This window comes from Streptomyces sp. NPDC059166 (genome assembly GCF_042755185.1).
Lineage (GTDB): Bacteria > Actinomycetota > Actinomycetes > Streptomycetales > Streptomycetaceae > Streptomyces.
Window position 1 is genome coordinate 1 of record NZ_JBHZCI010000076.1, and the last position, 11,637, is coordinate 11,637.

General features: G+C 72.3%; 12 protein-coding genes. 4 read left to right on the top strand and 8 right to left on the bottom strand.

Going from position 1 to position 11,637, the window contains the following annotated elements; translation table 11 throughout:
* Window positions 1-104: 104 nt before the first annotated feature.
* The 4 genes from fxsA to ACFXOA_RS31685 form a co-directional block, all read right to left on the bottom strand.
* A complete protein-coding gene (gene fxsA, locus ACFXOA_RS31670; protein WP_385035533.1) occupies window positions 105-689 on the bottom strand; it encodes an FxsA family membrane protein in 585 nt (194 codons plus the stop codon).
* A 57-nt stretch (window positions 690-746) separates the two neighbouring features.
* Entirely contained in the window at window positions 747-1,514 is a 768-nt protein-coding gene (locus ACFXOA_RS31675) for a polyprenol monophosphomannose synthase (RefSeq protein WP_385035535.1), read from the bottom strand.
* Between the two features lie 534 nt (window positions 1,515-2,048).
* Window positions 2,049-3,689, bottom strand: coding sequence for an amidohydrolase (locus ACFXOA_RS31680; RefSeq protein ID WP_385035538.1), 1,641 nt, complete (start codon window positions 3,687-3,689; stop codon window positions 2,049-2,051).
* A 58-nt stretch (window positions 3,690-3,747) separates the two neighbouring features.
* Window positions 3,748-4,188 (bottom strand): Lrp/AsnC family transcriptional regulator, encoded by a 441-nt coding sequence (locus ACFXOA_RS31685; RefSeq protein WP_362550797.1) that lies wholly within the window; start codon window positions 4,186-4,188, stop codon window positions 3,748-3,750.
* Window positions 4,189-4,392: 204 nt separating this feature from the next.
* Between ACFXOA_RS31685 and ACFXOA_RS31690 the strand changes: the two genes are divergently transcribed.
* On the top strand, window positions 4,393-4,806 hold the full coding sequence (locus ACFXOA_RS31690; protein WP_385035540.1) for a hypothetical protein: 414 nt from the start codon (window positions 4,393-4,395) through the stop codon (window positions 4,804-4,806).
* A gap of 381 nt (window positions 4,807-5,187) precedes the next feature.
* Here ACFXOA_RS31690 and ACFXOA_RS31695 read toward each other — a convergent pair whose 3' ends face one another.
* Window positions 5,188-6,360: an acyl-CoA dehydrogenase gene (locus ACFXOA_RS31695; RefSeq protein ID WP_385035542.1), complete on the bottom strand. Its 1,173-nt coding sequence runs from the start codon at window positions 6,358-6,360 to the stop codon at window positions 5,188-5,190.
* A 350-nt stretch (window positions 6,361-6,710) separates the two neighbouring features.
* Between ACFXOA_RS31695 and ACFXOA_RS31700 the strand changes: the two genes are divergently transcribed.
* A complete protein-coding gene (locus ACFXOA_RS31700) occupies window positions 6,711-7,973 on the top strand; it encodes a glycoside hydrolase family 18 protein (RefSeq protein ID WP_385035544.1) in 1,263 nt (420 codons plus the stop codon).
* 106 nt (window positions 7,974-8,079) lie between these two features.
* Here ACFXOA_RS31700 and ACFXOA_RS31705 read toward each other — a convergent pair whose 3' ends face one another.
* The 3 genes from ACFXOA_RS31705 to ACFXOA_RS31715 form a co-directional block, all read right to left on the bottom strand.
* Window positions 8,080-8,226, bottom strand: coding sequence for an SCO1431 family membrane protein (locus tag ACFXOA_RS31705; protein ID WP_385035546.1), 147 nt, complete (start codon window positions 8,224-8,226; stop codon window positions 8,080-8,082).
* A gap of 293 nt (window positions 8,227-8,519) precedes the next feature.
* Complete coding sequence (locus ACFXOA_RS31710; RefSeq protein WP_385035548.1) at window positions 8,520-8,909, bottom strand: hypothetical protein; 390 nt, start codon at window positions 8,907-8,909, stop codon at window positions 8,520-8,522.
* A 165-nt stretch (window positions 8,910-9,074) separates the two neighbouring features.
* On the bottom strand, window positions 9,075-9,818 hold the full coding sequence (locus ACFXOA_RS31715; RefSeq protein ID WP_385035550.1) for a DUF3604 domain-containing protein: 744 nt from the start codon (window positions 9,816-9,818) through the stop codon (window positions 9,075-9,077).
* A gap of 200 nt (window positions 9,819-10,018) precedes the next feature.
* Here ACFXOA_RS31715 and ACFXOA_RS31720 point away from each other — a divergent pair, with 200 nt between their 5' ends.
* Window positions 10,019-10,765 carry a thioesterase II family protein gene (locus ACFXOA_RS31720; RefSeq protein ID WP_385035552.1) on the top strand — a complete coding sequence of 249 codons (747 nt, stop codon included), beginning with the start codon at window positions 10,019-10,021 and terminating at the stop codon, window positions 10,763-10,765.
* Window positions 10,766-10,957: 192 nt separating this feature from the next.
* The gene (locus tag ACFXOA_RS31725) at window positions 10,958-11,347 is read left to right on the top strand and encodes a molybdopterin-binding protein (protein WP_385035554.1); all 390 of its coding nucleotides are present in this window, start codon (window positions 10,958-10,960) and stop codon (window positions 11,345-11,347) included.
* Window positions 11,348-11,637: the final 290 nt, after the last annotated feature.

Sequence of the window (11,637 nt, forward strand, 5' to 3'; positions counted from 1 at the left end):
ACACAGTACCTGTGTCGCGGCCCGCGGCTCTTGCGCGTGGTCCGGGGCCCCGCTGTACGAGCGGTCCTCTCCCCCGGACGTCGGGAGGAGAGGGCCGCTCCTGCTCAGGGGGCCAGGGGCGGGCGCTGTCCGCCCTCGTCGGGGCGGGGCCGTCCGGGTGCCGCGTCCTCACGGATGACCTCGCCCTGGACGACCTTGCCGTCCGGGCGGTGCATGCGCGCCTGCTGGAACGCGTCGGTGAGGCCGCCGGGCGTCGTCGCCCTCATCCGGCGTTCCAGGGAGCGCTCCGCGTAGCGCCCGAGCAGGGAACGGACGGGTGGCAGCAGGAGCAGGAGCCCCAGGGCGTCGGAGATCAGGCCGGGGACCATCAGGAGCAGGCCGCCCAGCATCAGGAAGCCGTTGCCCTTGCTCCCGGGTGTGGCCGGGGCCTCGGCGGCGGGCTGCCCCGGCATCCTCTGGAGGGTCTCGGTGAGGTTGCGGAAGGCTCTGCGGCCCGCCCGCTTGATCACCGCGGCACCCAGGACGGCGCCGCCCACCAAAATCAGCAGCACGGTGAAGCCGTTCGCCGCACCGGCCACGACGGTCAGCAGCCAGATCTCCAGGACGATCCAGGCTGCGACGCCGAGCGGCAGGAGGGTACGTGCGCGTGAACGCCTCGGACGGTTCGGAGGCAGTGTGCCGGTCGTCATGCCCCCAAGTGTGCCTGCAGGAGCGTGCGAGCGGCATAAGGGGGTGATCAAGGCCGGTCAGGGAGCTTTACGGCCCAGCATCTTGTTGGCACGGCCGGTCACGCCCCACCCGGTGACGCGCCACAGAGCCTCCACGAGGATGTCGCGGCTCATCTTGGAGTCGCCGATCTCGCGCTCCATGAAGGTGATGGGCACCTCCACCACGTGGTACCCGGCCTCCACCGCCCGCCTCGCGAGGTCGACCTGGAAGCAGTAACCCTGGGAGGCCACCTCGTCGAGGCCGAGTCCATCCAGGGTCTCCGTACGGAAGGCGCGGTAGCCGCCGGTGACGTCCCGTACCGAGAGGCCGAGCAGCAGGCGCGAGTACATGCTGCCGCCGCGCGAGATCAACTCCCGGTGCCTGGGCCAGTTGACCACCCGGCCGCCCGGGACCCAGCGCGAGCCCAGCACCAGGTCGGTGCCCTTCAGAGCGGTGAGGAGGCGCGGCAGCTCCTCCGGCTGGTGGGAGCCGTCCGCGTCCATCTCGACCAGGACGCCGTAGCCGTGCTCGGAGCCCCAGCGGAAGCCGGCCAGATACGCGGCCCCCAGTCCTTCCTTGCCCTTGCGGTGCAGCACGTGCACGTGCTGGTCGGCGGTGGCGAGTTCGTCGGCGACCTTGCCGGTGCCGTCGGGGCTGTTGTCGTCGGCGACGAGGACGTGCGCCTCCGGAACGGCGGCCCGCACCCGCGCGACGATCGGCTTGATGTTCTCGGCCTCGTTGTAGGTCGGGATGATCACCAAGACTTTGCCGAGCGGACCGAACTGCCGCTGACCGCCGTCGTTCACTACTGCCCCTTAGAGTCCGTACGCAGGTGCACACCATATCCAGCACACCGGGGCCCGACGCCGACGCGGTCTCGGGACGGCGTGTGCCACACGGACAGAAGCACGGAACTGCGGACAGAAGGACGCACCTGCGGATGGGGGCCCGGCGTCCTTCGGGCCGGCCTGGGACCCGCTGGCTGCGGGTCGACCGAGAGCCGTTGTCTACTGAACCTCCGGGCCCCACCCGGGTCACACCTGCCGTCCGGACGAAACCTTCCCTCGCCCCCGAGGCGCGGGCGCTGAACCTGGCTGTCAGTGGCGGTGCGCCGGTGCGGCGCACCGCCCCGTGACCCAGCGGCGTTCGACGACTGCGTGGAGGTCTGACCGGTCGGACGTCCAGTGGTGGACCCGGCCGAACCTACCGGCCTCCGGGCGCTTTCTGTCAATACTCCCCTGACCTGTGCTTTCTTACGAAAAGGCCAGGTCAGTACGGAGGAGCAGCAGGTCGCGGCGGAGCCTGGCCGCCATCGATCGGCGGTACGGAACGTACCGACGTCACTCGTTCGGCCGTACATAGACCGTTTGTCCGAGGACGACGGTGCGCAGGCAGACGGGAAGCGCCGCCCCCGGAGTGAGATCGGGCAGGCCAGGGGTGCCGGACCGGGGATCCGTCGACCATCGCGCCACCCGGTCGTCCGGGGCCTGGACCAGGAGTTCTCCGGTGCGCCAGACGGCGTAGTCGGCCGGTGCGCCGGGTACCAGCACTCCGCCGTCGTCCCTGCCCACGGCGCGCCAGCCACCCCGGGTGTGGGCGGTGAAGCCGGCGCGCACGGAGACACGGTGGCCGGGTGTGCGGTGGTGGGCCGCCGCCCGCACGGTGCCCCAGGGGTCGAGCGGGGTGACCGGACTGTCCGAGCCGAACGCGAGGGGCACCCCGGCCCGCAGCAGGGCGGCGTACGGGTTGAGGGTCGCCGCGCGGTCCGCCCCGAGCCTCCGCGCGTACATACCGTCCGGGCCGCCCCACGCGGCGTCGAAGGCCGGCTGCACCGAGGCGGTCAGACCGAGCTCGGCGAAGGCCGCGACGGTCTCCGGGGTGAGCATCTCGGCGTGTTCCACCCGGTGCCGGGCGGCCCGGACGCGGGCCAGGCCGAGCGTTTCCGAGGCGGCGCGGACGCCCTGCACCACGGCGGAGACCGCCGCGTCGCCGATGGCGTGGAAGCCCGCCTGGAGCCCGGCCTCGGTGCACGCCGTCACATGGGCGGCGATCTGCTCGGCGTCGAGGCGGCCGGTGCCGGTGTGCGGGGCGTCCGCGTAGGGCTCGTGCAGGAGCGCGGTGTGGGACCCGAGCGAGCCGTCGGCGAACAGGTCACCGGCGGCTCCGATCGCACCGAGCTCCCGGATCCTGCGGGCGTCGTCGGCGCCGCGGACACGCTCGGCCCAGTACCCGAGGACCCTCGGGCCCGGCTGCTGCGACGCGAGCTTCAGCAGTCCGGTGAAGTCGTCCTCGTCGGAGATGTCCGGGCCACCGCACTCGTGGAGGGTGCCGATTCCGAGCGAGGCGGCGTGCGCAAGGGCCTCGCGCTGCGCCCGGGCCCTCTGCCGCGGCGTGACGGCACCGTGGGCGGCCGCCCGGACCGCGTGGTGGGCGTCGCCGGTCAGGGGGGCGTCGGGGTGGTAGCCGGGCAGGGTGGTGACACCGGGCACGAGGTCGAGGAGGGCGGTGGTGACGACGGCCGAGTGGACGTCGATCCTGGGCAGGTAGAGGGCCCTGCCGCCGGCCGCCTCGTCGAGTTCGGCCCGCGAGGGCGGCCGCTGCTCGGGCCAGCGGGCGGCGTCCCACCCGTGCCCCAGGATCACCCCGCCCGACGGCTCGGCGTCCGCGTACGCGCGTACCCGGACGAGCGCCTCGGCGAGGGTGCGGGCACCTGACAGGTCCAGCCCGGTCAGGGCGAGTCCGGTGGAGGTGACGTGCACGTGCGAGTCGGTGAAGGCAGGTGTGACGAGGGCGCCTTCGAGGTCGACCACCTCGTCGACCCCGGCGGCGAACGCGTCCGCCGCGCCCTCCGAGCCCACCCATGCGACATGGCCGCGTTCGACGACCATCGCGGTGGCGAACGGATCTGCGGGGCTGTGGACGTCTCCACCGCGCAGCAGCACGGTGCGGTGTTCGCTCTGGGGGGCGGTGCTCTCGGTCATGGGACCAGTCTCGCGCCTTCCGGAAGCGGCTCCTCCCCCACCCCCCGGCGCCGGGCCCTCAGACGCGCGGCGGCCGCGCCTCGTACGGCGTGGAGAGGACGACGGTCGTACGGGTGGAGACGCCGGCAAGTGAACGGATCCGGGTGAGCAGGTGCTCCAGCTCCAGCGGGCTCGCGACGCGCACCTTGAGGATGTAGTTCTCGTCTCCGGCGACGCTGTGGCAGGCCTCCAGTTCAGGGACCCCGGCGAGACGCTCCGCGATGTCGTCGGGGGCGCTCGGGTCGAAGGGTTTCACCGAGATGAAGGCGGTGAGCGGCAGGCCGACGGCCTCGGGGTCGACCACGGCGGCGTAGCCGCGGATCACCCCGCGCTGCTCCAGCCTGCGGACGCGCTGATGTACGGCCGAGGTGGACAGGCCGGTGGCCTTGCCCAGGTCGGTGTAGCTCATGCGCCCGTCCTTGACGAGCAACTCCACGATCTGACGGTCCAGCTCCTCCATGCGGATCAACCTATGGCCCCGGGACCCTCCAGGCACAGTCGCGGGAGCCTGGGAAGGGCAGCTTCGGGGGCCATGTGATGAATGCCACATGTTTACGCCTCGGTAGCCGGAGGCCTCCCGGGTTACGTCCGGCTTCCGGCGGGCAGTGGTTGCTGTGGCCGAGGCCGTGGCGCCTCGTCGGCCCACCCGAGGGGGGAAACACCCATGCAGAGCCTGAAGCTCACCGGACCCGTCGAACCGGAACCCGAGTCGTACGCCGCTCCGGACGAGGACACCGGTCCCGACGCGTACGACACGTTCGAGATGTACAGGGTCGTCTGCCCGGACTGCGCCCAGCCGATCGCCCTCCTCGCGGACGAGGACGTGCTCCCCGAGCACGCGCTGTGCCCGTCGCCGTGGAACCCGTTCGTGCTCACGGTGTGCCCCGGCACGAGGCGTGACGCCTCGCAGGCGGTTCCCGCCGACGACTCCGCCGACGCCCAGGAGCAGGAGGCCGGACTGCTGCTGACTCTGCCTCAGGGCCTCGACTGGCGGATGCAGCCCTTCTCGCACGCCGGCGGGCCGGGCTCACGACCCGTGCGGTTCATTCCGCGGACGACACAGCGGCACGCCGCCTGAACGAACGGCTCCCGCGCCCGCGCGGGTCCGGTACGTCACGGACAGCCGTCCCGGCGCCCGAGGAACGGGCGCTCGATTCCGCAGGACAGTGACCCCGAAAGCCCCGGCGGCGTTGGCTCGGTATGACCACGCTGCATTCAACGGCCGGACCCGCACGGCACCGTCTCGCGGAACCGGCGTCCGGCGAATCGGTTCCGCAGCCCGGACCGCCGCCCGGGGAACCCGCACGGCGCCCCTCCACGCCGCACAGCACGGATCCGCCCATCTACCGGGCCATGCTGCGCCACTGGGAAGGCGCCGGCCGGGCACTGCCGGGCCGTCAGGATCCGGAGTGGAACCGGATCATGACGACACCGGTCTGGTCCGACCGGCCAGTCCGGATCAGCGGGTCTCGGGACCGGCGAGGTGACGGGCGATGACCATGCGCTGGATCTGATTGGTCCCCTCGACGATCTGCAGCACCTTCGCCTCGCGCATGAGGCGCTCCACGGGGAAGTCGAGGGTGTAGCCGTAGCCGCCCAGCACCTGGACCGCGTCCGTCGTCACCCGCATGGCCGCGTCGGTACAGAACAGCTTGGCCATGGCGGCCTGCCGCGAGAACGGCAGGCCGGCGTCGCGGAGCCGTGCGGCCTCCAGGTAGAGGGCCCGGCCCGCCTCGATCTGGGTGGCCATGTCGGCGAGCATGAAGCGCAGCCCCTGGAAGTCGGCCACGGGCCGGCCGAACTGGCGCCGGTCGGTGGCGTATCCGACGGCTTCGTCCAGCGCCGCCTGTGCGACTCCGACGGCGCAGGCGGCGATGCCCAGACGTCCCGAGTCGAGCGCGGAGAGGGCGATCGCGAAGCCCTGCCCCTCCTCACCGAGGCGGCGGTCGTCGGAGATGCGCACCCCGTCGAAGTGCAGCTGGGCGGTGGGTGAGCCCTTCATGCCCATCTTCTTCTCGGGCAGGGCGGCCTCGAGCCCGGGGGCGTCCCCGGGGACGAGGAAGGCGGTGATCCCCCGCGGCCCGTCCTCCCCCGTACGGGCGAGGACGGTGTAGAAGTCGGCGATGCCCCCGTGCGTGATCCAGGCCTTGGTCCCGGTGAGCACCCAGTCGCCGCCGTCCCGGACCGCCTTGGTCCGCAGCGAGGCGGCGTCGGAGCCGGAGGAGGGCTCGGAGAGGCAGTAGGCGCCGAGCAGGCCGCCCCCGAGCATCGCGGGCAGATGTGCCGCCTGCTGCTCGCGCGTACCGAATCCGGCGAGTGCGTGACAGGCGAGCGAGTGGACGCTGACTCCGAGCCCGACGGTGAGCCGGGCGGCCGCCAGTTCCTCGAGCACCTGGAGGTAGACCTCGTAGGGCTGGTCGCCGCCGCCGTGCTCGGAGGGGTACGGCAGACCGAGCAGTCCGGCCTCGGAGAGCAGTGTGAAGACCGGGCGCGGGAAGAGACCGGCGTCCTCCTCCTCCGCCGCGCGGGGAGCGATTTCCTTCGACACGATGTCGCGTACGAGCTCGACGAGCTGCCGGGACTCCTCGGTGGGCAGACGGCGTTCCACCGGCTGCGGGGCACGGTCGGACATGACGGCGCTCTCCTCCCTGTCGGGCGTGACGACGGTCGCGCGCGGGGTGTGCGCGGCACCGCCGGGTGGTCCCGGGCCCTGCCCGGAAATCTACGGCTCCTCAGCCGATCCTGCCCGCCCGGATCACGGGAGGCGCTGGCCAGCGGCTGTGGCGCGTTGAGTATGCCCGATCGGAGCCCACACGTCACCGGTCGGCGAGCGGGGGCTCGGAGCGAAATTGGTCCGAACCATTGACCCAACTGGTCTAGTCCATCTACGGTCTCGACCACGCCTCGGCGCGTCCATGCCAAACGGATGCGCTGGGGAACACACCCCCCACACCTCCAAGCCCTCCCCCACGAGGAGCCACAATGAACGGACTTCACCGTCCCCGCGCCCGGTTCAGGGCGCTCGCAGCGACCCTGTGCTCGGTCGCGCTCGGGGCCGCCCTGCTGGGCCTCGCCGGAACCACCCCGGCCGGCGCCGCCCCCACCGCCGCGGAGACGAGCACGGCGGCCGCCCCCACGGCCGCCGGGAACAAGGTCGTCGGATACTTCACCAACTGGGGTGTCTACGACCGCGATTACCACGTGAAGAACGTCGAGACCTCCGGCTCGGCCGACAAGCTGACGCACATCAACTACGCGTTCGGCAACGTGCAGAACGGCAAGTGCACCATCGGCGACTCCTACGCCGACTACGAGAAGGCCTACACCGCCGACCAGTCGGTCGACGGCGTAGCGGACACCTGGGACCAGGAACTCCGGGGCAACTTCAACCAGTTGCGCAAGCTGAAGAAGCTGCACCCCGACCTGAAGATCATCTGGTCGTTCGGCGGCTGGACCTGGTCCGGCGGCTTCGGCGCCGCGGCGCAGAACCCGGCCGCGTTCGCCGACTCCTGCTACAGCCTGGTGGAGGACCCCCGCTGGGCCGATGTCTTCGACGGCATCGACATCGACTGGGAGTACCCCAACGCCTGCGGCCTGACCTGCGACACCAGCGGCCCGGACGCGCTCGGCAAGGTCGCCTCGGCGCTGCGCGCCAAGTTCGGTTCCGGCAACCTGGTCACCGCCGCGATCACCGCGGACGGCTCCGACGGCGGCAAGATCGACGCCGCCGACTACGCCGGCGCCGCGACCAGCTTCGACTGGTACAACGTGATGACGTACGACTTCTTCGGCGCCTGGGACGCCAAGGGCCCGACCGCCCCGCACTCCCCGCTGACCTCGTACAGCGGTATCCCGAAGGAGGGCTTCGACTCCGACGCCGCCATCACCAAGCTGAAGGCCAAGGGCGTCCCGGCCTCCAAGCTGCTGCTCGGCATCGGCTTCTACGGCCGCGGCTGGACCGGCGTCACCCAGGACGCGCCGGGCGGCACCGCCACCGGAGCCGCCGCCGGCACGTACGAGGCGGGCATCGAGGACTACAAGGTCCTCAAGAACAGCTGCCCCGCCACCGGCACCGTCGCCGGCACCGCCTACGCCCACTGCGGCACCGACTGGTGGAGCTACGACACCCCGGCCACCATCGCCACGAAGATGGACTACAAGAACCAGCAGGGCCTGGGAGGCACCTTCTTCTGGGAGTTGAGCGGCGACACCGCGAACGGTGAGCTCGTCAAAGCCATCGACTGACCCTGCAATCAACCGGCCCTGACGGGGTAGGCGAACGGCAGGGCGGGTCAGGGGCGGGGTGCCGGGCGGGCGCCCCGCCCCACCCGTCGTTCCGGGGCCTGCCGGGTCACATGAGGCCGGCCTGGGTGACGAACATGGCGAGGACGACCACGAGCGTCCAGCCCAGGATGTGCTCCAGGACCTTCGGTCCGTCCTCGGGGCCGCCGGTGCGGGCGCGGGCGTGGGTGCGGTTCTCAGCCGTGGTCGCGGTCATGGCATCTCACTCGGTCGGTCGGCAGTCGGTCCCCCTGGCCTGACCACAGTGCCAGCGCGGCCGCATGACGCGGTAGAGATCCGGGTCACAGCGCGATCGCGGCCCGTCCGCCGCCCTCGTCCCGCTGCCCCGCAGCCACAAGGGATCCGGGGTCCGGGGGGCGGTGCGGACCCCGCCCCGCTGTGCGCCATTCCACACCGGAGGCTCTCACGGCGGGTCCGGCACCCCGCCGTGAGGCCGTGCGCCGCCGCCGGGGAGGGCGTGGCCCGCCGCGCTCCCCGGAAGCCGGGCGGTCAGCCCTGCAGCCACCAAGGGCTGCTGTACGCCACCCCCCAGTCGTTGCACGCGTGCCCGGCGGGGCCGGGCGAGCCGTTGACCTGGGTGGGGTCGGAGATCCGCAGAACCACCCAGTTGCCGTCAGCTGTGTCCAGCGGCACCGTGAACTCGGTGATCGCGCCCGCCGTCGCGGGGACGACGTCGGCGACCTCGGGCGCCGCCCCACCGGGGCGGAGCACCTGGATGTCCAGCCGCTTGCCCACCCAGTCCTGGCCCCGGTCCAGGTCGACCCGGAACCGCACGTCCCCGGAGGTGAGGGGCAGCTGCCCGCCCATCCGGACGCCCCCGGCCGTGGCGTCGAGGCGCAGACCGGAGACCCGGGTGGCGAAGAAGCGCCGCGCTCTCATCGCCTCCAGGACTCCGGCCCTGGTGTTCTCGGTGACCCAGAGGCCGCTCCGGCCCTTGCCCTCGGGGAAGCCCCAGTCCGTGCCGTGTTCATCGGTGACACCCGTCAGGCCGGTGCGCCAGCCCGCGTTGAGGCAGGCGACCAGCGGTGAGCTCCTGCCGGACGACTACCCCTCGAAGAGGTAGTCGTCCCCGCGGTTGAACATCTCCAGGCTGACCATGCGGTCGTGCGCTGCCGCGTTGTGGCCGAACTCGTTGAAGCGCAGCTCCTCGCGCCCCGGGTGGTTGAAGCCCGCGACCGCGTCCTTGTCGTCCAGCCAGGCGAAGAACGCTCCCATGCCAGGGGCCAGGGACATGTCGACATAGCTGTCGGAGAACCACACGTTGGCATGCCCGAGCAGCGCGTGGGTCCATTCGAATCCGCGGATGGCGGTGTAGACGCCGGGGACGTTCGCCGCGTCGGCGAGCTGGGCGGTGCGCTTCCACTCGGAGGAGCTGAGACCACCGATGGTGAAGACCCCGCTGTGGTCGGTGAGAGCGGCCACGTCGAGGCCCGCGCTGCGCATCGAGGCGAAGGCGAGGGCCGGGTCCCCGTCACCGTCCGACATCGCCGTGTGGTTGTGGAGGTCCGCATGGACCAGCGTCGTGCCCTGGGTGATCAGCGATGCCCTGGACGCCCCGCCCGTGGCGAGCGCGGCCGTGCCGCCGGCGGCCGCGGTGGCGGTGGTCGCGGCCCGGGCACTGCCCGGCGCTGCGGCCATGAAGAGCATCCCGCCCGCGGCGGCTCCGAGCAGCGCTCTGCGGCTCGTTCCGCCGGCCCCCTGACCGTGTCGGCCGTGAACATGGGTGTGGTGGTCGTGTCCGTGGGTGTGGTCGTGTCCGTGGGTGTGGTCGTGCCCCTGGTCTGCCATGGCGGCGATCCCACTGGATTGGCAGGAACATGGCCACATTGGGCGCCGGGCCACAGGGTGAACGTTCGGTGAGCAGGTGGCGCGGGCCCGTCCGGCAGCCCGGCGCCGCCGCGCCCCAGGGGCCGTCGAGGTGCGGGCAGTAGGCTGGCGTCCGGCCGTACCGGGCGACGAGGATCGAGGAAGCAGTGGCGGTTCGCTGTGTGGAACGACGGCCCCTCGCCGGACGGAGGCTGATCTGCTTCCCGCACGCCGGCGGGTCGCCGTTCGCCTTCCGCGGCTGGGGCCAGGCCGTCGAGGACTGCGAGGTCCACACGGTCTGCTACCCGGGCCGAGCGGAACGGATCAGCGAGGCGCCCCCGCACGATCTCCGGGCCGTGGCGGAGGAGGTGGCGGCCGAGATCCGCGGGTCCGCCGACGACCGGCCCACGGCCTTCTTCGGCCACAGCATGGGGGCCGCGGTCGCCTTCGAGACCGCGCTGGCCCTGGAGGGAACGGGCATGGCGCTCGCCCACTTCTTCGCCTCGGGGGCCCGCGCGCCGCACCTCATGGTCCCCGCCGCCGATCCCGCGCGGACATGGGACGACGCCTCCGTCCGCGCGGCGCTGCTCGCTCTCGGCGGCACGGATGCCGGACTTCTGGACAATCCCGTGTTCAGGGAGGTGATGATGCCGTACATACGGGCGGACTTCCGGATGCTGGCCGCCTACGGGCCCGGCAAGGACGCCCGGCTCGACTGCCCGGTCACCGCGCTCGTCGGGGAGGAGGACCCACGGGTCACTCCGGACCAGGCCGCCCAATGGCACGCGGCGACCCGGGCCGGCTTCGCCCTGCACACCGTTGCCGGGGGGCACTTCTACCTCGCGGACGCCGCGCCGTTCGGCTTCGTCGGCGGGCCGTGGACGCGGGGTGCGGACGTCGACCCCGGCACATCCCTGCCGACGGGATGAGCGGGCGCTTCAGCGGCATGTGACGGGGCACCTGGCACGCGCGGTGCCCGCGGGCGCCCCGGCTCCCCTCCGGCGTCGGCGGCCGGATCCGGCGCGTGGAGAACTCCCCGGAGTCGGCGCGTGGAGAACTCCCCGGAGCCGCAAGGGCGTCAGCCTTGCATCCGCAAGGATTTGGGCCCTATTTTATTGCATATGCAAGTCTACACAGTCGGACAAGCCGCACGTCTACTCGGTGTCAGCCCCGACACCGCCCGCCGCTGGGCGGACGCGGGCCGGGTGGCGACGCACCGGGACGAGACCGGGCGCCGGCTCATCGACGGCAGGGATCTGGCGGCCTTCTCGGTGGAGATCGCCGGCACCGACGAGGCGGATGTCTCGTACACCTCGGTGCGCAACGCCTTCCCGGGCATCGTCACCGCGGTGAAGCTGGGCGATGTCGCGGCCCAGGTGGAGATCCAGGCAGGACCTCACCGGCTCGTCTCGCTCCTCACCCGCGAGGCCGTGGAGGAGTTGGCCCTGGAGGTCGGCATGGAGGCCACAGCCCGGGTCAAGTCGACCAACGTGCACATCGACCGCACCTGAACGACCACGCCCCGGCGGCCCTTCGCACCTGAACGGCCGTTCCCCCGGCCGCCCTTCGCCGTCGGCACGGCGGCACCGGCCCTCCTGCCGGTGGCGACACCGACCCCCCGCGAAGGCATCGCACCCGGGGCCGCCGAGGCAGGGGCCCGCCCTCGCCGCGTGGGACGCCGCCGGCCCCGCTCTCAGCCGCCCGCCCCTTGACATCCTCGCCGCCCTGAAGGACGGCGATTCCCGCCTACCGTGCCGTTGAGGGCTGCGGTGTCGGGTGGGTTCCTGCTTCGCTGCGCGGT

Bases quoted from the DNA above. Each gene is read 5' to 3' on its own strand.
- fxsA (WP_385035533.1), bottom strand. From the start codon at position 689: ATGACGACCGGCACACTGCCTCCGAACCGTCCGAGGCGTTCACGCGCA.
- ACFXOA_RS31680 (WP_385035538.1), bottom strand. From the start codon at position 3,689: ATGACCGAGAGCACCGCCCCCCAGAGCGAACACCGCACCGTGCTGCTG.
- ACFXOA_RS31685 (WP_362550797.1), bottom strand. From the start codon at position 4,188: ATGGAGGAGCTGGACCGTCAGATCGTGGAGTTGCTCGTCAAGGACGGG.
- ACFXOA_RS31690 (WP_385035540.1), top strand. From the start codon at position 4,393: ATGCAGAGCCTGAAGCTCACCGGACCCGTCGAACCGGAACCCGAGTCG.
- ACFXOA_RS31695 (WP_385035542.1), bottom strand. From the start codon at position 6,360: ATGTCCGACCGTGCCCCGCAGCCGGTGGAACGCCGTCTGCCCACCGAG.
- ACFXOA_RS31700 (WP_385035544.1), top strand. From the start codon at position 6,711: ATGAACGGACTTCACCGTCCCCGCGCCCGGTTCAGGGCGCTCGCAGCG.
- ACFXOA_RS31705 (WP_385035546.1), bottom strand. From the start codon at position 8,226: ATGACCGCGACCACGGCTGAGAACCGCACCCACGCCCGCGCCCGCACC.
- ACFXOA_RS31710 (WP_385035548.1), bottom strand. From the start codon at position 8,909: ATGAGAGCGCGGCGCTTCTTCGCCACCCGGGTCTCCGGTCTGCGCCTC.
- ACFXOA_RS31715 (WP_385035550.1), bottom strand. From the start codon at position 9,818: ATGGCAGACCAGGGGCACGACCACACCCACGGACACGACCACACCCAC.
- ACFXOA_RS31725 (WP_385035554.1), top strand. From the start codon at position 10,958: ATGCAAGTCTACACAGTCGGACAAGCCGCACGTCTACTCGGTGTCAGC.